Annotated in this window: 16 protein-coding genes; 4 read left to right on the top strand and 12 right to left on the bottom strand. The window is 61.3% G+C overall.

The features are described 5' to 3' along the window. Nucleotides 1-71: 71 nt before the first annotated feature. On the bottom strand, nt 72-296 hold the full coding sequence (locus tag EBBID32_RS21060) for a hypothetical protein (protein WP_006966693.1): 225 nt from the start codon (nt 294-296) through the stop codon (nt 72-74). Nucleotides 297-460: 164 nt separating this feature from the next. Here EBBID32_RS21060 and EBBID32_RS21055 point away from each other — a divergent pair, with 164 nt between their 5' ends. The 3 genes from EBBID32_RS21055 (at nt 461) to EBBID32_RS21045 (ending at nt 4,353) form a co-directional block, all read left to right on the top strand. Next, the gene (locus tag EBBID32_RS21055) at nt 461-2,185 is read left to right on the top strand and encodes a sensor histidine kinase (protein WP_231382272.1); all 1,725 of its coding nucleotides are present in this window, start codon (nt 461-463) and stop codon (nt 2,183-2,185) included. Next, nucleotides 2,182-3,507, top strand: coding sequence for a sigma-54-dependent transcriptional regulator (locus EBBID32_RS21050; protein WP_006966689.1), 1,326 nt, complete (start codon nt 2,182-2,184; stop codon nt 3,505-3,507). The genes EBBID32_RS21055 and EBBID32_RS21050 overlap by 4 nt, the downstream gene beginning before the upstream one ends. 207 nt (nt 3,508-3,714) lie before the next feature. Further along, a complete protein-coding gene (locus EBBID32_RS21045; RefSeq protein WP_440590972.1) occupies nt 3,715-4,353 on the top strand; it encodes a tyrosine-type recombinase/integrase in 639 nt (212 codons plus the stop codon). A gap of 303 nt (nt 4,354-4,656) precedes the next feature. Here the strand turns inward: EBBID32_RS21045 and EBBID32_RS21040 are convergent, their stop codons facing one another. From EBBID32_RS21040 to EBBID32_RS21030, 3 genes are read right to left on the bottom strand one after another with little or no spacing between them, the layout of a single operon-like run. Then, nucleotides 4,657-6,204: a DHA2 family efflux MFS transporter permease subunit gene (locus EBBID32_RS21040; protein WP_006966681.1), complete on the bottom strand. Its 1,548-nt coding sequence runs from the start codon at nt 6,202-6,204 to the stop codon at nt 4,657-4,659. A 14-nt stretch (nt 6,205-6,218) separates the two neighbouring features. Further along, entirely contained in the window at nt 6,219-7,349 is a 1,131-nt protein-coding gene (locus EBBID32_RS21035; RefSeq protein ID WP_006966679.1) for an HlyD family secretion protein, read from the bottom strand. A 15-nt stretch (nt 7,350-7,364) separates the two neighbouring features. Continuing rightward, entirely contained in the window at nt 7,365-8,789 is a 1,425-nt protein-coding gene (locus EBBID32_RS21030; protein WP_051093401.1) for an efflux transporter outer membrane subunit, read from the bottom strand. 93 nt (nt 8,790-8,882) lie between these two features. On the opposite strand from EBBID32_RS21030, the gene EBBID32_RS21025 reads away from it, so the two are divergent. Then, on the top strand, nt 8,883-9,482 hold the full coding sequence (locus EBBID32_RS21025; RefSeq protein WP_051586988.1) for a TetR/AcrR family transcriptional regulator: 600 nt from the start codon (nt 8,883-8,885) through the stop codon (nt 9,480-9,482). A gap of 401 nt (nt 9,483-9,883) precedes the next feature. Here the strand turns inward: EBBID32_RS21025 and EBBID32_RS21020 are convergent, their stop codons facing one another. The 8 genes from EBBID32_RS21020 to EBBID32_RS20980 form a co-directional block, all read right to left on the bottom strand. Then, a complete protein-coding gene (locus EBBID32_RS21020) occupies nt 9,884-10,819 on the bottom strand; it encodes a DUF2493 domain-containing protein (RefSeq protein WP_006966671.1) in 936 nt (311 codons plus the stop codon). 319 nt (nt 10,820-11,138) lie between these two features. After that, nucleotides 11,139-12,182, bottom strand: coding sequence for a DUF7146 domain-containing protein (locus EBBID32_RS21015; RefSeq protein WP_006966669.1), 1,044 nt, complete (start codon nt 12,180-12,182; stop codon nt 11,139-11,141). A gap of 11 nt (nt 12,183-12,193) precedes the next feature. Then, nucleotides 12,194-16,537 (bottom strand): strawberry notch-like NTP hydrolase domain-containing protein, encoded by a 4,344-nt coding sequence (locus EBBID32_RS21010; RefSeq protein WP_006966667.1) that lies wholly within the window; start codon nt 16,535-16,537, stop codon nt 12,194-12,196. Between the two features lie 195 nt (nt 16,538-16,732). Further along, on the bottom strand, nt 16,733-18,739 hold the full coding sequence (locus EBBID32_RS21005; RefSeq protein WP_006966665.1) for an AAA family ATPase: 2,007 nt from the start codon (nt 18,737-18,739) through the stop codon (nt 16,733-16,735). 371 nt (nt 18,740-19,110) lie between these two features. Then, nucleotides 19,111-19,911: a DUF7007 domain-containing protein gene (locus tag EBBID32_RS20995; RefSeq protein WP_006966663.1), complete on the bottom strand. Its 801-nt coding sequence runs from the start codon at nt 19,909-19,911 to the stop codon at nt 19,111-19,113. Then, on the bottom strand, nt 19,908-20,384 hold the full coding sequence (locus EBBID32_RS20990; RefSeq protein WP_006966661.1) for a hypothetical protein: 477 nt from the start codon (nt 20,382-20,384) through the stop codon (nt 19,908-19,910). Before EBBID32_RS20990 ends, EBBID32_RS20995 begins: the two co-directional genes overlap by 4 nt. 71 nt (nt 20,385-20,455) lie before the next feature. Then, nucleotides 20,456-20,962 carry a hypothetical protein gene (locus tag EBBID32_RS20985; protein WP_006966659.1) on the bottom strand — a complete coding sequence of 169 codons (507 nt, stop codon included), beginning with the start codon at nt 20,960-20,962 and terminating at the stop codon, nt 20,456-20,458. A gap of 134 nt (nt 20,963-21,096) precedes the next feature. Further along, on the bottom strand, nt 21,097-23,214 hold the full coding sequence (locus EBBID32_RS20980; protein ID WP_006966657.1) for a ParB/RepB/Spo0J family partition protein: 2,118 nt from the start codon (nt 23,212-23,214) through the stop codon (nt 21,097-21,099). Nucleotides 23,215-23,256: the final 42 nt, after the last annotated feature.

Here is a 23,256-nt window from a genome sequence, read left to right as displayed (position 1 = left end):
GGAACGGCTACGGGCTACGCCCTACGCCATTCCAGCAAGCGTCGATTCTCACCTTGATTGTCGCTGCGTTCTCATCCTGATTGTCGCGCGGCAATCCGCGCCATCGAGACGAACAGCAGCGGCAGCGCGATCATCATCACCATCGACCACACCGTCCAGAATGACGACCGCTCTTCAGTTCCGCACAGTTCAGACAACAGGATTGAAAGCGGGCGGCGCAACACAAAGGCGGCCAGCCCCGCTAGCGCCAGCGTCACAGCATAGGTGAGCAGCAGGGCGGCAATCGGGATCAACATGGCTTGGCTCCTTTCACGAGGGCGGTCGAGATGACCGCGTCGTGCCACGTGCCTCGCAATTGGCATGCCAATTGCGGAGACTGCCGGAAAACCAAGGTTCCGGACTGCGAACGGCCACCTGAATGTTAACGACGTGAACGGAAACGAGTGATATGCTGTCAACGATGGATACAGCACTTGGCATTATGGTCTTTATTGGCGCGCTGGGCTTGACTGCACTGGCCAGCTCTTTGCTGGCAGGCTTTGTCGCGGCAAAGGCGCGGGGCCTTCCGGGCGCGTGGACCTTGGTTGTATTCCTGTGCGGGGTTGCACTGTGGAGTTTGGCCATGGCCGCGCCCGCGATGCTGGGCGCAAAGGCGGCCTCCTTCACGCTGACGGTGATCGCGCTGTCACCGTTGCCCGCGGCGGCCTTCGTGCATCTCGTCTTTGCCTTTGCGCTGTGCGGTTCGCTTCGTCCGGTCGCTTGGGCAAGCTATTGCGTGGCCAGTGTGGCCGCGCTTGCAGGCATCTTGCTAGGCGTGGGGCGGATCATGCCTTGGCATGGCTTTGCCGGAGCCTTTGCGCCCTCGTTGGTGGGCTGGGGCGTGTTGGCTGTTGCGGCGGCACTGTCGGTGGCGGGGCATCTGCGGCTGTTCCAAACATGGCACCAGCAGAGCGGATTACATCGCGATCAAGCAGGCGCCGTATTCGTTTCCAGCGGGATTGGCCTACTCGCGCTCACGGGGTTTGCCTTCCCCGCGTTAGGGATTGAGGTCTATCCTTGGCCGGTACTCGCGCTGCCGCTCTATTCGGTGGCGCTGGTTTATGCGGTGCTGCGGCATCGTTTCATGGCGGCGGACATCTGGGCACGCCGGGGCTTGGTGTGGATACTGCTCCTGGCGGGCGCGGGTGGTGCATCCGCGCTGATCGCCACTTTGCCACTTGCGCTGGCCGGGCGGCCAGAGGGCTTTGTGGCAACATGGGCGGCCTTGGCGGGCACAATGGCTCTTGGACTCTTGGTAATGGCGCCGCTCAAGCGTCTCGCCGACAGGCTGGTGTTCCCCGGGGCAAGGCTAGATGTGGAACCGTGGCGTGATGCTTTGGCGCAGGCCGCAGACGAGCGGGCGCTGAGCGAACTGGCTAACGCCATGCTGCGCCAGCACCTAGACCTTGGCGCAGATGGGCCGGGATTGGCGGTTGTGGGCGAGGCCGTGACGTTGATTGGATGGGAGGATGCCCCCACAGCCCTGCGTCATACCGCCGCCCGCATCGCCGCGCTGGTCGAGGAAGCAGCCCGCCGCCTCGTTAGCGCTCACCGCATTGTGGAGGCCGAACGCGAAGCAAGGCTGGCGGAACTGGGTGCGCTGGCTGCGACAATTGCCCATGATCTACGTAACCCGCTGGGCATTGTGCAAATGGCAGCCACCGGCGCCCCGCCCGAGGTGCGCGCCGAGATTGGGGAGCAGGTGGGGCGCATGAACGCGCTGGTCACCGACATTCTTGATTATGCTCGGGCTTGGACGATCGCGCCGCGCCCCATCGAACTGGCGTCTTATCTGGCCGGATTCGGCGTACCTTTGGAGGTGCCCGAAGGCTTGATGCTCAATGCCGATCCCGCAGCCTTGCGCCGCGCCTTGGCCAATCTGGTAGACAATGCCAAGGCGATGGGCGGCGATTGTACGATCATTGCCCATGGCCGCTCCGTCGACATTTGCGACGATGGCCCCGGCATTGCGCCCGAAATCGCAGATAGCCTGTTCAAACCCTTCGTCTCGCGCCGTCCAGGCGGCACTGGCCTTGGCCTTGCGATCGTCCGCCGTATTATGGAGGCGCATGGTGGTGCGGCCACCCTTGCGCAGCGCGAGGGTTGGACAACCTGTTTCCGCCTGACTTTTGGGGAAAACCCATGATCCTTCTGGCCGATGATGAACCCGCCTTTCAGCGCCTGACTGCCGACTGGCTGCGGGCGCAAGGCCATGAGGTGATCGCAGTAGGCGATGGTGATGCCGCCTATGCTGCCTTTTTGAAGCACAGGCCGAGTGTCGTGCTACTCGACCTTGCCATGCCGCCGCATCATGATCCGCAAGGAGGGATCGCTCTGATTTCCGCGTTTACTCCTGCGCCGGTGGTGGTGATGACTGGTCACGCTGATCAGGCACTGGCGATGCAGGCGATCGAGGCGGGGGCGTGGGATTTCCTCGCCAAGCCGGTCGATCCCGACCTGCTCAAGATCGTCGTCGCCCGGGCGGTGGAACGGGCAAAGCTGGCGCAAGAACTGGCCGCGCTTCGCGCCCGCGATGAGGCCAGCGAGGACATGGGCCTGATTGGGCAGTCCCCGCCGATGGTTGCATTACGTGCGCTGATACGCCGGGTAGGCCCCACCGTTCTGCCAGTTATGGTACTGGGGCCCAGTGGCTCGGGCAAGGAACTCGTCGCACGTGCTGTCCACGCCACTTCGCCACGGGCCAAGGGGCCCTTGGTGCCGGTGCACTGCGGAGCAGTTCCGGCAGACTTGTTGGAAAGCGAACTCTTTGGGCATCTCAAGGGGAGCTTCACGGGCGCCCATGCAGACCGCGCAGGGCTGGTCGAGACGGCGCATGGCGGAACGCTGTTTCTCGACGAGATCGGCGAAATGCCGCCTGCCATGCAGGTCAAACTGCTACGTTTCCTCGCCGATGGCACCTATCAGCCAGTAGGGGCTCGGGAGATGCGCCATGCCGATGTGCGCATAGTTGCCGCCACCCACCGCGACTTGAGTGCTGCCGTAGCGGAAGGGTCGTTCCGGGAGGACCTCTATTATCGATTGAAAGGTGTGGTGCTCGCCACGCCAAGCCTGGACGATAGGAATGCGGATAAGACGCTGTTGGCGCAAATATTCCTAAGGCGCGTTTCAGATCGGACGCGATTTGCACCCGAAGCGTTGGCGTGGATCGCCCAACGGCCCTGGCCTGGTAACGTGCGAGAGTTGCGCGCAGCGGTCGAATGCGCGGCGGCGCTGACAGAAGGGGCTGTGATCAGCGTGCAGGATATGGTCTTTGCCACCGGATCAAGCGAACCGTTTAATGCGCTGCCCCAGCCGCAGACGCTCGAAGAGGAAGTTGCAGCTCTGGAGCGCAGGCGCATTGTGGAAGCGTTGGAGCGAACGGGCCACAACCACACTCATAGCGCGCGCGAACTTGGCTTATCGCGCGTAGGGCTGCTGAAGAAGATGGATCGGATGGGATTGCGGTGATTGCTGCCGACCTTGGTCGATCTATGTACCCCTTCCTTCACTTTTACAGCGGCAGGCTACTCGCTAACCGATAGGCAATGTCTGTTTGAAGCGGACGTTCGTGCTGGCTGATCTGAGCGACCGAGTCTGGTCGAAAGGAGCGTCGCGCCATTTCTCCCTCTTTGAGCCGGAAGACGTTCTTCAGATGGCCATTCTGGCCATTGGAGAATGATCATGGAGATGCATCAAACCGAGCCCGCTGCCACCAAGCGCCAAGTCTGGAATGCGGGGAGGACAGTCGGCGCGAAGCGCGCGCTGAAACCAAAGCAAATATGGGAGATCCGATTTTACCTCAATCAGCGCCGCCGCTTGCGAGATCGGGCGTTGTTCGACTTGGCGATCGACAGCAAACTTCGGGGCTGCGATTTGGTGCAGATGAAGATCGGCGACATCGTCAGCGGTGGACAGGTCCGAACGCGTGCGATTGTCATGCAGCAGAAAACAGGTCGACCCGTTCAGTTCGAACTGCTCCCCGACGCTCGGGCTAGCCTGCTGGCCTGGCTCGACCGCCGGGGCGGCACAGTCGATGACTATGTCTTTCCCAGTCGGGTTGACCATAACGGGCATCTTAGCACCCGTCAGTACGCCCGGCTCGTCGATGAATGGGTGACAGGGGTCGGTCTGATGCGAAGCGACTATGGTACGCACTCACTTCGGCGAACGAAGGCATCGATCATCTACAGGGCAACCGGCAACCTTCGCGCCGTCCAGATCCTTCTCGGGCATAGCAAGATCGAGAATACGGTGCGCTATCTTGGGATTGACGTAGAAGACGCGCTTGCCCTTGCCGAGAATACCGAAATTTGACCCATTGGCCCCTCGCCGTCGGCGAGGGGCCTACGTCGCGGCGGCTGGGACTTGCCCGTCATTCCTAAGGCCGGTCGCGAATGTCCGTTTCCGACGATTGCAGTCCTTCCGCTTCGAAGAATATGCCAATACGACAGAAACCATCCTGGTTCCTGTCGGAAAACACCTGTTTATCGCACATCGCTGACCGCAATTTGCGATTGATGAGAGCGTTAGCGTCTGAAGCGGTGTGTCAGCCGGTTTCGTCGGTCTGCCTTTGCCACTCCGCCAGAATTATTCGCTATCTGACTCCCAAGGGCTTTCTCAATGCCCGCCACTCATGTCGATCGGGCCCTTCGGCTTTGGCGCGAACCAGATGATCGCTGCGGCGAAAGCGAAGCATATCGCGATAGCGGCGAACATGTTGAGGGTCGCTAGCATCGTACTCTGACTTTCGACCATCCCGGTCAGCATGGCTGTCGCGCTTCCATGCGACATGCCTTGTGCCGTCATCGCGTCGAGCGTGGCTTGCCCTTGCGACATCGCACCGGCCAGCTCGGTCTGATTTTCCCGCGCTGCGCCGCCCCACCCGGTCTGCACCAGCGAGGCCGCGAAGGCGCCTCCCACCGTGCGCATGAAGTTGGAGATGCCGGCGGCATCGGCCTGCTCGTCAGGGTCGACGGTGGCCATGCACAGACCCGTGACCGGGATGAAGAACATCATCAGGAACGGCCCAGTCGCGAGCATCGGCCAAGCCATCTGCGCGAAGGTCATGTCCGGCGTGAAACCCATACGCCATACCGATATCAGACCAAGCCCGAGGATTCCGACTGAAACAATCAGCCGCGCATCCATCTTTTCGGCGAACTGCCCGATCACGGGTGAGCTGAGGACCGCCAGGATGCCCATGATGCCGGTGGCATAGCCCGCCCACGTCGCTGTGTAGCCCATATTCTGCTGGAGCCAGAGCGGGATCAGCACGACCGTCGCGAAGAAGGCGCCGAATGCTACTGAATAGGTAAGCGAAGCGGCCACGAACCCGCGGTGACGGAAGACACGTAGGTTCACGATCGGATGCCTCTCGGTCAGTTCCCAGATCAGGAAAGCGACGAACCCGATCGCGGCGATGATCGCCAGCGCGCGAATCTCATTGGCGGCAAACCAGTCATGGTTGCGGCCTTCGTCGAGCATGATTTGCAGCGCTCCGACCCAGATGATCATCAGGATGAGGCCGATCACATCGATCCTTGCCTTGACGATTTCCTCGATCTGGCCCCGGAACAGATAGAGCAACCCTATTCCCCCGGCCATGGCGACCGGCACATTGATGAAGAATATCCACTCCCACCCGACATTGTCGGAGATGGTGCCGCCCAGAATAGGCCCCGCGATCGGGGCAACCGTGGTCGTCATCGCCCAGATGATCATCGCCACCGACGCCTTCTCGGGCGGAAAGATGCGCAGCAGCAGCGTCATCGAAAGCGGTATGATCGTGCCGCCGGCCAACCCCAGCAGCACGCGCGCCCCGATCAGCATGCCAAGCGTGCTGGACAGGCCGCATAGAAGCGAGAGAATTCCGAACAGGAGATAGGAGGTTATGAAGACCCGCTGCCCGCCAAAGCGACGCGAAAGCCATCCGGTGAGCGGTACGGTTATCGCTTCCGCAACCGCGTAGGAGGTGATCACCCAGGTCGCCTCCGACACGGATACGCCGAGCGAGCCCGCAATATGCGGGATCGAGACATTGGCAATGGTCGTATCCAGCACGACCAGGAAGTTGCCCATGCCGATCAAAATCGCGGCAAGGATAAGCTTGCCACCCGTCAAGGGTTGAACTGCGGTGACTCCAGATTCTGCAGCAGCGTCGGCCATGGCTCAGTCCACGATCAATTGGAGACGTCGATGTCGGCTGTCATCGACAGCCCGACCCGCAACGGATGTTCGGTGAGCTGCCGGGGATCGAGCCTGATCCTGACCGGGAGGCGCTGGACCACCTTGATCCAGTTGCCGGTGGCGTTTTGGGCAGGTACGACCGCGAAGGCCGATCCCGTTCCGCCGGAAAAGCCCACGACCGTGCCACGATATTCGACATCGCTGCCGTAGAGATCGGAGGTGAGCGTCACGGGCTGACCGCGCTTCACCTTCCTGAGCTGCCCTTCCTTGAAATTGGCATCCACATAGACCGCGTTCACAGGGACCACGACCATCAGGCTCGCTCCGGCCTGCACGCGTTGGCCGACCTGGACCTGGCGGCGGGACACCACACCATCGACCGGGGCGCGGATGACGGTACGATCGAGATCGACGCGCGCCTGGTCGCGTGCGGCGCGTGCGGCAAGGACCTCCGGATTATCCTCCGGCGCTGCCCGGTCGATCAGCGCGCGATTGGCGTCACGGCTGCCGATCGCGGCGGTGCGGTTCGCGGTCGCCTGAGCGCGCCCGGCGTCAGCATCCTTGAGCCGCGCGAGCGCCGTGCTGTAAGCATTGCGAGCGCTCGTCAATTCATCGCCGGAGACCGAGCCGGAAGCAGCAAGCGCTTCCCGACGATCAAGATCGATCCTTGCTCGCGACAGATCGCCCCTGGCGACAGCAAGCTGGGCGTCTGCCCGTGTCTCGTCTGCGGCGCGCGCCGCGACCTGGGCACCGAGACCGCTGTCGGTCGCGACAAGACCGCGTATCCGCCGCTCGGTGGTCGCCAACTCCGCCTCTGCGCGCGCCAGCGTCAGTCTGGCATCGGTGTCGTCGAGCCTGACCAATATATCGCCGCGCTTGACCGGCAGCGCATCGTCCACGAGCACATCATGGACGGGTCCGCTGATCAGCGGCGTGACCTGCGCCACATTGGCGCCGACATAGGCATTGTCGGTTTCGACATGGCGTGAAGCAATCAAGACGTCATAAGCAAGATAGCCACCTCCAAGAATGGCGACTGTCGCTCCAAGGCCGATAAACAGCTTCTTGCGCTTCGCGTTCTGCGGACCGGCGGGCGGTTCCTCGGTGTAGGTGAGTTCGTTCATCGAAAGGGTTCCTCTTCAGGATCGAAAACCGCCGCCCAGCGCGCGCGCGAGCGCGACATCGAGGGCGAAAGCGCGGGCCTGCAGCGTTGCGACGGTGCGGCGGGTGGAAATGAGCGCGTCTTCCGCCACGAGTACGTCCAGCGAAGTGGCAAGACCGCCGCGATAGCGGTTGTTGGCGACCGCCCAGGCCGCACTTGCAGCGCGCTCGGCATCGCGGGCTCGGTCGAGCCGCTGGCCAAGCGCGCGTTCGCTGGCGGCGGCATCGGCGATTTCGCGCAGCGCCTGTATAAGCGCACCGTCATATTGTGCGACGGCCTCGCGATAGTCGGCTTCCGAGGCTCGGTAGCGGCCGCGCAGGCTTCCGCCGTCAAAGATCGGCAGGCTTATCGCAGGGCCGACTGTTCCGAACTCGGAGCCGGACTTGAACACATTGTCCAGGCCCAGCGCCTGCAATCCGATCAGTCCGGCTAGATTGATATTGGGGTAGAAGGCTGCACGCGCTTCCTTGATCCGGCTCGCGGCCGCTTCGCTGCGCAACCGTGCGGCGATGATGTCAGGACGACGGCCGATCAGTTCGGCGGGCAGATTGGCGGGCAGGCCGAAGTCCTCGCGGGCGATTGGAGCAGGCCGCGTGATGGTAAGGCCGCGATCCGGCCCAGCGCCGAGCAGCACTGCGATGCGATTGCGCGCCAGAACAAGCGCTTCGTCGAGCGCGGCCAATTCGCCCTGCGAGGTCGCCAATGCTGACCGGGCGCGTTCGACAGCGCCCGCGTTTTCGAGCCCTTCCGCCTTGCGGCCTTCCATCAGTTCGAGCGTACGCCCACGCACCTCGACAGCGCGCGCAGCGGCATCGCGCTCGGCATGGAGAGATCCCAGGTCCGCATAAGCGGCGGCGATTCCGGCAGACACGGCCAGTCGCGCTGCAGCCGCCTCCGCTCCGGCAGCCGCCGCACTTGACCGCGCCGCGCCTAGTGCTGCCCGGTTCTTGCCCCAGAAATCCAGCTCCCAATCTAGCCGGAGTGTTGCAACACCATAGTCGGGCCAGCCCTGGGGCGCGAATTCGCGCGGGAAGAGATAGTTGTAGCTCTGCTTGGTCGCACCGGCTTCAGCATTCGCATTGAGCGAGGGCAGCAGGCGGCTGCGGGTCTCCCCGACCAGCGCCTGGGCGCGGGCGAACCGGGCCTCGGCGACGCGCAAATCGGTGGCGCCCACCAGTCCTTCCGCAATCAGCCCCGAAAGCTGAGCGTCGCCAAAATCCTCCCACCAGTGATCTGACGGCCAGGCAGCGTCCGGCGCGGCAAAGCTGTTCACGCTAGCTATGCTCTCAACGGCTGCTCGCGCAGGCAATGCGCTTTTCTGTGGCAGGGTTGCGCAACCGCCCAGCAGGAGCGCGGCGGTGAGTACCGCCATTCCCCCGCGCTTTTTCACAAGCGACTCCATACCGAACTCCAAAACCATACAGTTCGGTCATTTATGAGCAGGCCCTTGTGCCTGTCAATCTAAAACCGTACATGGTGGTTCAAGAAAGGAGTGATGCGAATGCGAGTGAAAACTGACGCACGGCGTAACGCGATTTTGGCAGCGGCGACGGACATATTCCGCGAGGTTGGTTACGCGCGCGCAAGCATGGCGATGATCTCGGCGCGGCTCGGTGGATCGAAGGGCACGCTATATGGATATTTCAAATCCAAGGAGGAGTTGTTCGGCGCGGCGATGATGGAGGTTATGGAGGGGCAGGCGGCAGACGCGGTGCGCCTCCTTGATGCATCTGAACCCGATATCGCCCTCGTCCTGCGCCGGTTCGGGATGGCTTATCTGGCCTTGCTGACATCTGCTGATGCGGTAGCGATCATGAGGACGGCGATTGCCGAGGGCGCAAACTCGAAGCTGGGAAAGAGCCTCTACGACGCGGGTTGCGGAGGCACATGGGCTGAAGTGAAGACCTATCTCACTCAGTTGCAGACAAGCGGGGCAATCCGTGGTGCTGATAATCGGTTCGTGGCAGCTCACCTCAAGGGTTTGCTCGAAGCGGGGATCATCGAACCGCCGTTGTACGGAGCGGAGCCATGGTTCGACACCGAGCAATCGGTTGCCTTTGCAGTAGATGCGTTTCTCCGTGCCTATGCGATCTAGCTTGATCGAAAAGGAGCGCCCCCACTGCTTAGCTATGACGGCAAACACATGTTTCTCGCGGCTATGCCGATTGCCTTGCCATATCACATCTGTCGGCTCGGAGAGCCATGCGACAAACCCTGTCGCTTTGCTGCGATGTACAACAATGCAAGTTTTAGGGTTTGTCGACACGCGCGATTTTGCCGTCCATCCGACATCAGAGAACCTCGGAGTCGTCTGCCGCTGGGAAGTTCGCCCTCTCCTTCCACACCGCAAAAGAGCTCGCGCCATGCTGCCGGACTGCTCAATGGAACGGGAATGGAAGGTTTCGGCAGGAGCGGTCATTCACCGCTGGGCGGGGAATGGCTTAAGTTGGTCGGCAGCCGACAATGCTCAAATTGGTTTGCATGAGTTTGACGGTCTCACCGCTTCTCGCGGAAGTCCCAGAGCGGAATGCCCATCTTGCGCGCCTTGTCAGCCAAATTGTCTTGGATGCCGGTGCCCGGAAATACGACCAGACCTACTGGCAGAGCTTCGAGCATACGGTCGTTGCGCTTGAACGGAGCGGCCTTCTTGTGTCGGTTCCAGTCAGGCCGGAAGGCGACTTGTGGAACTCGGCGCGTATCGGCCCAGCAAGCGGCGGCGCGTTCGGCACCGGTGGGCGTTGCTCCATGCAACAGGACCATGTCGGCATGACGCCCATGAACCCGGTCGAGGACATCCCAGATGGCCGAGTGATCGTTGCAGTCGGGGCCACCGGTGAAGCCGATACGGGTGCCTTCGGGCAGCAGCACGCGGGCATTTTCTCTGGCGCGTTTGTCGAGAAAGTCGCGGCTGTCGATGATGGCTGAGGTCATGGCCTTGCGGTTGACGCGGGATCCGGTGCGGGGCGTCCAGGCCTTGCGGGCGTGAATGCGGAATTGATCGGCGGCGGCTTCGCGGAAGAATTCCATCGTATCGCGGCGTTCGATGAGCGAGATGCCTTCGGCAATTTGGCGCTCAAGTTCGACCGAGCGCACTTCGCTGCCATCCTGTTCGCGCTGAAGGCGTTTTTGCGCCTGTTCATTGTCGTCAAGATCGCGTTCGACCCGCTCGCCGGCGCGGTGGAAGATGTTGACGAGGTTCCAGAGCAGGTCTTCGAGATCGGGTTCAACGCGGGTGTCGATCAAAGCCGAGACAAGCCCGTCGAACATGTCGGCGACCGCGCCACCGGCGAGGCGGGCATCGGGGAGCGGCCTGCCATCAGGTTCGTCTTCGAAGGGGCGATAGCCGTAGAGTTGCATTTCCTGAAGGAGATAGGCGGTTGAGCCGAGTTCGGGGGTGGTGTCTTCAAGGGGAAGGTCTGGGGCGCTTGCCATGATGGTCTCCGTGTCCTGAGCCGCGCCTCTCGCGGCTTTCGTGGCGACGACCAGCGGCGGCGGGCATGGGCCTGCACCGCGCGGAACCGCGCGGCCGGAGCGTCAGCAGAGGATGGCGAAGCAAGGCTATTTTGTTTCGCGATGCAAAGGGGCGCAGCCCCGGCGGAAAATAGCCGCAGCGTAGCCATTGCGGTGCCCGTGTCCGCTGCCGCAGTCGCCCCCTCCCGAAGGCCGAGGGCGTGGCGACCTTCAAGGACCGGGAGAGGTGGCCATGCGTCCCACTTCGCCGGAAAATCCCCCGCTTACCGGACAGCTTTGCTCATTCTTTGAGAAACTGCACGGCATCGGCGGCGCTGAGCTGCACCCGAATGGCCGCTGCCAGCCGCTCGTGGCCATAGGCGGTAAGGTCGCTGTTGAAATCGTCGAGCCGGGGTTCAAGAGGTATGACCGCAATGCCAAACGGTTCGCAGCGCTCGATCAAGGTCGACAATGCCGTTGCCCCGGCAGGATCATCATCGCGCGCGACATAGAGGCAACGTAGCGCGGCAGGGAACTGGATGGCAGCGAGGTGGGCGGCCGATAGCCCTGCGATCATCGCCATGGATGGCATCACCTGTCGCAGCGACAGCAGGGTTTCGAGGCCTTCACCGGCTACCATGACGCCGTCCGCTTTGCCGAACCGGACGCCCGAGCCGAGCAAGTGCCCCATGGCGCGTCGTGGATATGCGACAGCGGCTTTGTCGTGGGATTGCGGATCAAGCCAAGTGCGGTGAACCCCCGTGATAGTGCCTTCATTGTCGGTGACTGCAGCGATCATGGCGGGCCATGCCTCTCGCGCACCAGGTACATCATCTTCAGCAGGCCGATAGTAGCAGCGCGGATGGAAACGCAGTTGATCAATGCCGGAAAGATCGATGATCGACCGGCGACCAAGATAACGCGCTGCGATGCTGTTCGTGATCGGCTTTGAGGCGGCCCATAGGCGCCGGGCCGCTTCTGGTGTGCCGGTCGGCGCTTTGCGTATGGTAGGGTTTCGGGGTTTGGACTCATCAGGCGGCGGCAGGCTCAGGAATTGGCGGGCTTCGTCGAGCGTCTCGCGCATGGTCCGGTGGGAGCAACTTGCCGCGATAATGTCGAGAAGATCGCCGTGTTCGCCGCTTTGCGCGTCTGTCCATTTGCCTGCGCCTCCCCGGCTCTCGGCTGTTGCAGACAATCGGACGTAGAGACTGCGACCCGGCGAATTGTGAACATCGCCGACCAGCCAGTAGCGGCCTTCTCGGCGACCATTGGACAAGTAACGGCGGCAAACCGCCTCGGCTGAGGCGGCAAGGCGGCGGGCGATATCGGTGGCGGGACTGTCCATGCGGGGCTCCTTCAGGCGGCTTTTCGTGCCGCAATCCGCTGGATCGGAAACCGGTCCAGCAGCTTGGCGAGCACATCCACCCCGACAGCCCCTGTCGGTATGTAGAGCTTGAGTTTCCACGAGACGATCTCGGAGATCAAGCCCATTGCCTTCAATCGCTCGATGCCAAGATCGTTGAAGCCGGTCAGTTCGATCCGCCAGTCATTCATGGCGCGGACGCGAGCGAGTGTCTGATCTTCGGCCAGATGCAATTTGGCATCTCCGGCGCACAGCATCGCCCAAGCATCGGCAGGCACGACGGACGCCGTGTCTTGCTCAATCACCGTGGCGACCCAGGCGGGCGAAACTTTGCGGCCGATGACGCGCTCGCCAGCATCGGTTTGCAGGCGGTAGACGCGGGTCGACTCGTTGGGGAGCCGCCGCCAGATCGGCAGCAGCAGGCCTGAAACCATGTGCAGGGTCGAGGTTTCGAACTCGGGCAAGTCGGCAAGTTCGGCCTGCCAGACTTCGCTGAACCGCTCACGGTCCACCGGCTCCCAATGACTGGTCGCGAACACCTCGGCGAGGATATTGGTCGCCTCCAAAGGCCGAACGAGGCGGATGCGCGGGTGAATGCCCCCATCATCGTCGATCAGACTGCGCGCGCGCAATTTGACTGCCGCGCGTCCGGAGCGGGTGTTGATCACCAGTTCGGCGTCGCGATCCGCTGCCATGGCAAGCGCCCTCTCGAGCACAACCGGCTCGATCCGGTCTTTGCGTTCGATGGTCAGGAGGTGGGTAACCGCACCGGTGCCGGGATGGGTATAGATTGTTTTGCGGTCAGACACTGTGAAGCTTTCGGCGCGCAGGGTTTCGAGGCCCATTTCATAGGTCCCGCTGGCGATTGCACCTTCGACCCGGGCCGTCAGCAGTCCCTCGAAGGCCTCGAACAGGATGTTCTGCATGGAAATGGTGAGCGCCAGCATCCGGTTGAGGAAGGTCGTGATGGGCGGAAGCTCGTCCTTGAGCCCGCCGTCACTGTCGAGCAGCGACAGGCCGGTGGCCGTTTCGAATTGCCCGAGCGAACAGCCATCGATCTTACCGCGCACCAGCAATTGGTAAAGCTGGCGCAGGGCATCGCGGGCATAGTAGGATTCCAGATTATCGCTGGCGCTGAACATGTTCTGGCCGCCGGTTTGCCGCTGGCCGCGCGTGATCGCTCCGAGACTGTCGAGCCTTCGGGCGATCGTCGAGATGAAGCGCTTCTGCGCCTTCACGTCGGTCGATACCGGGCGGAACAGCGGTGGCTGCTTCTGGTTCGTGCGGTTGGTGCGGCCAAAGCCCTGGATGGCGGTGTCGGCCTTCCAGCCTGCTTCGAGCAGGTAGTGGACGCGGCGGCGCTGGTTCTTCACGCCCCGGTCGGCATGATAGGATCGCCCCGTGCCGCCAGCCTCGGAGAAGACGAGGATGTGCTTCTTGTCATCCATGAACGCATGGGTTTCAGCAATATTGGCTGAAGCGGGCCGGTTTTCGACAGCAAAGCGGACTGAACCATCGCTGTTGGCGCGGGGCACAATGCGACGGGAACGTCCGGTCACCTCGGCAACCGCATCGCTGCCGAAATGCTGGACAATCTGGTCAAGCGCGCCGGGCACAGGCGGCAAAGCCGCAAGCCGCTCGAGCATTGCATCACGGGCACGGCAGGCTTCGCGATTGAGGATGGGGTTGCCATCCGCGTCGAATGCGGGCCGCGACGCGAGATTGCCCTCGCTGTCGGTGAACGGCTCATAGAGCTGCACAGGAAAACTGTGCGCGAGATAGTCGAGCACATATTCACGCGGCGTGATGTCCACGGAAACGTCATCCCATTCGTCGGTCGGGATTTCGGCAAGACGGCGTTCCTGCAGGGCTTCGCCCGTCGATACGATTTGCACGACACAGGCCTGACTGGCCTCAAGATCGCGCTGCATCGCCTGAATGGTGCATGGCGTCTGCATTGCGGTGATCAGGTGGTTGAAGAAACGCTGCTTGGCGCTTTCGAACGCTGATCGCGCTGCCGACCGGGCCTGTGCGTTCAAGGTCCCATGGGATGCACTGGTGACGCCCGATGCTTCGAGCGCCGCATCGAGATGGGCGTGAATGACCTGAAATGCCCCGGCATAGGAATCGTAAATCCGCACTTGCTCAGGGGTCAGCTGGTGCTCGAGCAGGTCATATTCGACGCCGTCGAATGACAATGAGCGGGCAGCATAGAGCCCGAGTGCTTTCAGATCGCGGGCCAGAACTTCCATGGCTGCGACGCCGCCATCCTCAATCGCGGCTACGAAGTCGGCGCGTGAGGCGAAAGGGAAGTCTTCGCCGCCCCACAGGCCGAGCCGCTGGGCGTAGGCCAGGTTCTGTACCGTCGTTGCACCAGTGGCCGAGACATAGACGATGCGGGCACTGGGCAGGGCATGTTGCAGCCGCAGGCCTGCCCGTCCCTGCTGCGAAGCCGAGACATCGCCGCGCATGCCCTTTCCGCCTGCGGCATTGGCCATGGCGTGCGCCTCGTCAAAGATGATGACACCGTCAAAGTCACGGCCAAGCCACTCGACGACCTGCTGGACCCGGCTCGCCTTGGCGCCCCGCTCCTGCGAACGCAGGGTCGCATAGGTCGTGAACAAGATGCCTTCCGTCAGCTTGATGGGTGAACCCTGCCGGTAGCGTGACAACGGCGTCACCAGCAGACGTTCCTGCCCCAAAGCCGACCAGTCGCGCTGAGCATCCTCTAGCAGGCGGTCCGATACCGAAACCCAGAGCGAACGACGGCGGCCTTTGAGCCAGTTGTCGAGAATGATGCCTGCGACCTGGCGGCCTTTGCCCGCGCCCGTGCCGTCACCCAGAAACCAGCCGCGGCGAAAGCGGACGGCAGCATCGCTTTCTTCAGCCGCCGCCGAGACGAGATCCCATGTCTCGTCAACGGCCCAGGACCCTGCCAGATGCCCGGAATGGGCCTCGCCAGCGTAGATTACGGATTCCAGCTGCGCGCCTGACAACACGCCGTTACGCAACAGGTGCTCGGGCAAATGCGGGCGATAGGTTGGTTTCGGCGGCGCCACCGAGGCCATTGACGCCGATTGAACCAGCGGCGTCGGGTGCGGCAATGCGCCGGGAATGACGACCGATTGAAGTCCATATCGTTCGTAGATGCTGTCACCGAGTTGCTCCTCGGGCGGAGCCCAGGCAGCAGTCGAATAAGTGAGTTCCGGCGCATCGGCATCGACCAGGGGATTGATCGGGGCAGTCCGAGCAACCGCGCGGTTCACGGGCGGCGAAGAAGCGCAGTGCAGTCCTGCGCCGGGCATTGGTGACATCGGTCCGCGCGGCGGCACCTGCGTTTCGACCCATTTGAGCAAGGTCGCGGTATCAGGAGCGGTCCCTGCACTGGGAATGAAAGTCGTGGGATCGGAAGCCGGCAGCTTGTCGATCACCGTCAATCGCGTGTCGATCGTCGTGCCGTGCTTGCGATAGACCTTGCCGTCGATGGCGGCCGTAAAGACCACACGTCCGGTCCCCTGCAACCGGATGAAAGCATCGCGCCATGCTGGAGCATCAGGAGAACAGCCAGCGCCGGTAATGACCACCAGCCGGCCCCCATTCGCGAGCCGGGCCAGGGCGGAAGCGATGTGACGAAGCGCGGCGTCCTTCATCGTCCGCTCAACATGCGCGACAGCCGAAAATGGCGGGTTCATGAGGATAACGCTCGGGCGTGCCGAAATGGGCAAGCGATCATCAATCGAGGCGGCGTCATGTCTGCTGACGGCCACGCCTGAGAACAAGTACGACAGCAGCGCAGCCCGGCCTTCAGCGAGTTCATTGAGCACGAGCTGTGCACCGGCCAGTTCGGACTGAATCGCCAACATGCCCGTGCCAGCAGAAGGTTCGAGCACAGTTTCGCCTGCGCCAATCGAAGCAGCGACAACGGCCACGAACGATAGGCCCGCAGGCGTCGAATATTGTTGCAAGGCCTGGCTGGTTTCAGAGCGCCGGGTGTGGGTCGGCATGAGAGCTGATACCCGCTCAATCAGCGCAAGGGAGCGAGATCGAGAGCCACCGCGTGAGAAGATTGCCGGGCCAAAGCGGCGCAGGAAAAGGATTTGTGCAACCTCACAGGCATCGTAGGCGCTCTTCCAATCCCATGCGCCTTCAGCGTCGGTGCCGCCAAAGGCTGTCGTCATTGCATCCCGCAAACAGGCGGATTCAACACACTGCCCGGTTTCGAGCAGGGCTATAAGCGAGGTCGCTGCGGTCAGCAGCGCACGCGCACGCTCATCAAATGCGCAATGCGGGGCGTGCGGCGCAGCGCCGAGCGCTGCGTCCGTAAGGATATGGGCCATTGGTGAGATCTCCGGGAGAGCAGGAAGGGCGGATCACGCCCGGACACTCTCTCTCAAACCCGGGCGGTTCGCCCGCTCCAGGCAAAGCTCTGCCTCGAAGTTTGCCATTCTTCTGTCGACCTGCCAGCAGCCACTCAAGGTTTACCGATACGGGCCACGACAGCTATGCATTTTGCAATTTGTGGACAGGTGCATCTATCCAATTGAATTGTGAACATTCTCCGGCAGGGCTTCTCCAGTCAAATAGAGCCAGATCTCCCTGACTATGTTGGTCAACGTTGTTGCAGTTGTGCCCTGAGCCTGTGCAGCCGCAAGCGTCTGGTACATAACTTCGGGAATTTTCTGCGCGTCGCTGCTTGGCGAGATTCCGAACGGTTCGCAGGCAACGGCGAGGCAGGCTTCCATAAGCTCTTTGCTAAGTTCCGCTTTCAAAGTTGCTTCGAGGTTCACTTCAAAGTGGGCGAAGCCGCTGCCAATTGTTGTCTGCATAGGAGCTATAAGACCAGCAGCTTCTGGCTGGCAGAGGCGGAGAATGGCTAAATCTTTTTGTTCGGAATGATCTTTGGTTCCGATGTCACAGTCCCACAGAACGAAGGTCGGAATACCAAGCTCGCGAAATATGATTAGCGGCCGGTCAATGTTGCTCTTGCCCTCCGCCGAGAGGATCGCGACTCCCGCAGACTCGAAGCTCACACCCAGCATCCGGGCCGCCGCCGTCAACGCTGCTTTGTCGCTGCGCCCTTCCACTAGAACGACGCCGTTTGCGAAAAAACCTTCAGCTAACTCAATGCCAAGAATGTGTAGACGAGGGACAAGGGTTTCTGCGGTAAACGTGCCTGCGGGTTTGCTCCAGCCAGCTCCGAGTTTGTCGGCTACGGCAGCCAAATCAAGTGCGCGCATTTCGCAGTGCTTATAATCACTGCCTTCGCACGCGATTCTGCGGGCAAGCCTAATTTCGTCCGCTTTCGAAAGAGAAACGAACATTGGCGAATGTGACGCAAAAACCACCTGTGTAGGGCCTTCTTGGCCTGGAAGGCTGCCGGAGCTTAGTCCGCGAAGAACATCTGCAAAATGCCTTTGCTTGGTTGGGTGCTGGTAAAGCTCCGGCTCTTCGATTGCCAATATGAGATTTGGGATTTCTGGAGCTGCTAGAGAAGCTTCGTCCACATCCGGCGCTGCTTCTGTAGAAATTTCAGATGGTTGAGCGGTGGCAGTCCGCGCAAGGTACTGGAGTAAGGTGATAATGAAGGCCCGCTGTAGACCATGGCCTTGCCGGTCCACTGGCCCGCCGAAACCGTCGTCGCTTAGCGATACGTCGGCTAGCGGTAGAGGAACCGGAAATTCATCCAGGGCGCGCCACGCAAGATCAACCGCCGCGTCGCGATACAGGCCTTTGATGTCGGTGGTGAGTCGGGCTGCAAGCTGACCCAGTTCCGGCATGTTCTCAGGTGAAACTAGCGCTTGATATCTGGCGCTCATTTCCTGTTTGAAATCTTGAATGTCTTTGCGTTGCAGGATGGCGCCTTTGACGACCAACTCAAGAAGTCGCGCTATTGGACTACCTTTTCCATCGGCAGCATCATTTGCAGCTTCGCGGACAGCGGGAATGAACACAAAAGTTGTGAACTTCTGCAACGCTCCGCGGCTTGCATTCTGAAAGCCGAAAAACTGGCCATCGTCTCGGCAAAGTACTAGCTGCCCTGGGTTCTCCGCTTCCCAAGCGAGCAAAGCGGTATCGACTGCAGTCGCGCTCGATGCATTTGGGAGGCCTGCATAGGCAGGGGTGCCTTCTTTTAACTGTTTATACGCCTCACGCTTTGGGTTTGCGGCTGTTTGTGCGCGTATCGGCGCAAAATCAGGATTCTGAAGAACTGATCCATAGTATCGGCCGCTCGATGTAGAGTTATCGAATATCCGGGTGACGACAAGGCGACCTTCACGGACCCGGCTTTCGAAGGTTTCCCTAGCCGCAGGGCTTAGGCCATCGAATGTGAGCTCAATTTCGACGGGAATTGTTTGGTCACGGCCATAAAAATCGTCAGGATCGAGCGACTTTGTAGTCGAATAAAATTTCTCGAGTGCCTTAAGCAGGCTGGATTTTCCTGCCCCATTTCCGCCAATCAGCGCGGTATGCGCACCGATTTGTACAGTCACGTCGCGCAATGAACGAAAATGGCGTACCGTGACCTGCTTGAGTTGCATTTGATTGCCCACCTATCTTGATGAAAGGTATGTAGAACATGAACCCACAGATAATAAAGGCAATCAATGACATCAGGCCCATATCGTTAATTTACAAAGGGAAAATCCGTGACGTGGAGCCGCACACGTACGGCCAGCTGGAGAACGGGCAGGAAGCACTCTGTGGCTGGCAGACTTCAGGTGGTAGTGGTCAGGATTTCAGACTTTTCCTAGTGAACGAGATATCTTCAGTGGCGATCTCCTCCGATAATTTCTCTGGTCCAAGGCAGGGGTATCGCGAAGGGGATCAGAGATTCATGCGGATTTTCGCAGAACTGTAAGCCAACAGTTTCGCTAGCCTTCAACGCGGCGTGGCTCATTTGCTGATGACGTCAGAGCACGTTTCGATGCCGCGACGGAACAATAACAAACCCATGGCGCCCGGCCGCATATTCTCCGACCCGCACCAGAAATCGTCGCGTTTCGTGGCTTTTCCGATCCCCTCCAACGGTGGCCAGTGCCTCTACCATGCCAGGATGATCGGATGATCGAACAGCGGAAATCACCACCCAGTCCTTTGCGTGGCGGTGGGCAAACTGCTGGCGGTCACGGGTGAAAGATTCTGCCGCTGACAACTCGCGCCCATAGAGTGCCTCCCAAGCATCAGGATACCAATCCCGCAACGCCCTGTCTGCCATCACCTGTTCGCGGTAGGTGAACAGGTCCGGGTAACCTGCGGCGACGAACGCCCATTCGGCGTCTTCTTCATACCAGCCGCCAGATAGTCGCAACGCGGGATTCATCCCCGCATTGCGCACCCGGTCGAGCTTGAAGCCGGCATGACCGGCAGTGGAATGAAAGACGATCCCCTCAGCGTAGATGGTTGCCGATTGAGACATGCCCCAAGGCGTGGAAACGCGCAGGATCGTATCGACGCGACCGAGCGCGTTTCGTTGGCGGACATGCAGCGCGATGTCGGCAATAAAGGCGCGGAAGGAGACTTCATCAGCCACGGCACTTTCGGCGCAATAGACATCTGACCGGGACCATTCGCCAATCGGCCGGTTGAGCTTCCAGCCGGACACGATCGAGAAGCCTTCCTTGAGCGGAATGGCGATATAGGCGAGCCCATCGACCCGTGCGGCCATAAGGCCGTCGCTGGTCGTGCCATGTTCGACGATGATGTCGCTCATGCCGCCCTCCTGAGCTCAGAGGACGGAACGGCCAGATCAGCGCCGGTCACAATCTCGGCGCGCATCCCGGAATAGGGATTGTCTCGCATCCAGGCTTCTGCCGATGCCATGTCGGCTGCGAGGTGGCGCAATTCGTCCTTATCCCGAAACGTGGTCAACACGCGGACTTGACCAGGCTTTGGCGTATCGACGCTCTCGAAGTTGAGCGGGCTGTCGACGCTGTAGGCGCGGCGCACGGTCATGACGATGACGCCCTGAGTGCCGTAGGTTGCCAGATGGAGCATGAAATGCGCCGGCGAACGGTAGTTATCGGCAACCTGGCCGGGGTAGCGTTCAACGAGCCGGCCGGTGCCGTTGTCGTTGTTCCAAGCGGCAAGTTTGCGGCGAAAACGCTCGGGCGGGCGCGGCTCGCCGTTCGAATAGCGGATGAGGCTGCCCAATGGGGCGGTGTCGTAGATGTATTGCGCTGACATTTTCAGGTCTCCTTGAAACGCGAAAGCCCGGCTCAACGGCCGGGCTTCGTGGGACGATTGGACGGGAAATTTCAGGTGGAGGGCGGTGGCTCGCCCAAACGCCCGATTACCTCTTCGATGTAGGACGCGGTCGACATCGAATGGACGTCGTCAGCCGTTATGACGGTCGCCATCCCGCCAAAGCCGTCGGGCCGCATCTTCGTGCAGGTCCACGCTGCGATGATCTGCACATGGTCAAGGTCAGGCGATCGCCGGACAATGTCCTGGAAGATCAGGTCATAGCCGATCATCGAGAAATCGAGCTCGAACTCGTCTTCGCCAAGATCACCCTTGGCGATTTCCGCGCGCACCACGTCAGCGATGCGACTGACCATGCCATTATCCTGACCGAGCAATTCGACCAGCTCAGCGGTCGCGATCCAAGCACTGTCGGCGACATTATCGCTGGCGAAAAAGTAGACCGTTTGGTCATTGCCCTCATGTTCAAACAGTTCGCACAGCAAACGGCGTTCGAGCGGGGTCATCGCCGCGACTGGTATGTCCGGTTGCACGACCGTTGGTGAATAATAGTCAGCCATGGCGTCCTCCGCAGGAGGGCCAGGGAGCACTGGTTTTCCGCATTTGAGGTCTCCTCAAAAAGAGGCGGCCCGGCGCGATGGCCGGGCCTGAGTGAGATAAAAACAGTCGGGATGTTGAACCCGCGCGGTTCGGATCATTCGGCGGCGATCGCGTAAGCCGCCTCGTCATCATCAAGGAACGCGGGTAATTCGGGCCCTTCACGATCAACGTCAGGCGTAGCGCCATGACCACCGTCGGCGTCGGGCGTCCGCAGCGGCTCTGGAAGCCAGTGGGCATCTTCCAGCAGCCGTTCCGCTTCGCGGGCCATGTCGCCTTTTTTCAGGTGATCGATCATGCCAGCGAACTGCTCTCCGCGCGCTTCGGTCACATCGGCAAGGATGCGCGGTTTGGTCACGCTGCGGAAATAGCCATCGACTGTGGGCTTCCAGCCTGCCGCCACGACATCAAGACCAACGGCATGCGCCAGGACATGGCTGTGAGCGATGCGGCGTGCAACGCTGTGCGTCGACACCCGGCCATTGTCGTACTTGGGGACGATCTCGGCCTGCGCGTTCACCGCCAGCGATGTGCAATGGGCGAACAGACTGGCCTGCTCATCGGCGTCGAAGGCCAGAAGCGCGTCCCAAAGCTCCTTGTCGGACTCCGGTAGTCGATCCTCCCAGCGCTTCATGCGCTCGCCGATGGCCCGCGCGGGAGCACTGTCGCGCAGACCTGCAGGTGGATTGGCAAAGGACACCCGGTTCAGCGACAATTGCAGGCAGCTCTCGCGGCTGTAGCTGTAGAAAGTGTCGAGCACGAGCGCGTGCAGCACCGTCGCGAAGGCGGTAGTGGGGCTTTGTGCAAAGGCATCCTGCAACGCGAGTGTGCGCCAGGCGGTCAGGTCGGCAACCAGGCGGTCGGGCAACGGCTTGAGGATGTCGTCGTCAGCATCTTCTTCTTCAGTTCCGGTAGGCGCCGAACCGCTGGCGTTTGGTGCGGTCCCGTTGTGGTTTGCGCCAGGTATTGGCTCGCCCGAAACGGGATCGACCCCGGAGCCATCGTCTTCCCCGCCCACTTCCGCCACCGGTTCGTCTTCGGCTCGGACGTAGCCCCGCTCAATGCAAAGCGAACCATCCGCCTCGATCGTCACAAAGGCACCGGCGATTGCCATTTCGGCAGGATCGAAAACCATGGGCCGGTCGACCAGCTGGCCGATTTCCGTTTCAAGCCCTTCGATCCGCGCATAGACGTCCTGCGGCACGTTGGGGACGTCGGCCCATTCGGTCTCGATCTGCTCGATTTCAGCCTGGAGCGCCGTGAGTCTTGCCTGCTCAGCCTCAGTCATGGGTAATTCTGCGCCAACGATCTCACGGTGTCCGTTGGTCGCATTCCATGGCAGATCGACCGAGGTCACCACCCATTTCCAGCCTTCGGTGCCAATCCGGTTGCCCTCGGCGGCAAGTTTCGCGTCGACCAAGCGGTCGAGCAGTGCGGGATCGGTGAGCCAGCCACCGTCATCGTCCTCGAACAGGTCGCGCATCACGCCGCCGCCTGCTGCGACATAAGCATCGACGGACACGAACCGCACCCGCTTGTCGGCAACCCGGACGCTGTTTTCCGTCAGGCGCTGACGGATGTAGGCGGCGGATTTGTTGAAGCTATGGGTGAGCATTTCCCACACCTGCTCCTGGCGCTCATGATCTTCGGACACGGTGAACGCCATCAACTGGTCCAGCGACATGCCGTCCTCGGCGTAAATGTCGTGGAGTTTGGGCGAGACCGACGCCAGTTTGAGACGCTGGCGGACGACAGCGGGCGTGGTCATGAAATGCGCGGCGATGTCTTCGGCGGCGCTACCCTTGTCGACCATGGCCTGCATGGCCCGGAACTGGTCGAGCGGATGCAACTGTTCCCGGTGCGCGTTTTCGGCATAGCTGTCTTCTTCCGCCGAGACGTCATTGTCCGCCGCCTTGACGATGCAGGGAATGGGAGCAGTGCGCGCCAGGCGCTTCTGTTTCACCAAATGCTCAAGGGCGCGATAGCGTCGGCCACCGGCCGGAACTTCGAAGATGCCGGTCTCCTGACCTTCGGCATCAAGTACCGGGCGCACGTTGAGGCTCTGAAGCAAAGTCCGGCGCGCGATATCCTCGGCAAGCTCGGGGATCGACACGCCGGCCTTCACGCGGCGGACATTGGATTGTGACAGGATCAGATGGTCGAAGGGAATGTCACGCGACGGGCTGAGGGTGATTTTTGCAGGCTGTCTGGCCATGGCAGGTCTCCATGACGGGCCGCCGCGAGACACTCTCTCGGC

Origin of the sequence: Sphingobium indicum BiD32 (genome assembly GCF_000382885.1) — a bacterium.
GTDB classification, from domain to species: domain Bacteria; phylum Pseudomonadota; class Alphaproteobacteria; order Sphingomonadales; family Sphingomonadaceae; genus Sphingobium; species Sphingobium japonicum_C.
The sequence above is the reverse complement of the archived record's forward strand: the minus strand, read 5'-3'. Positions and strand labels throughout refer to the sequence as shown.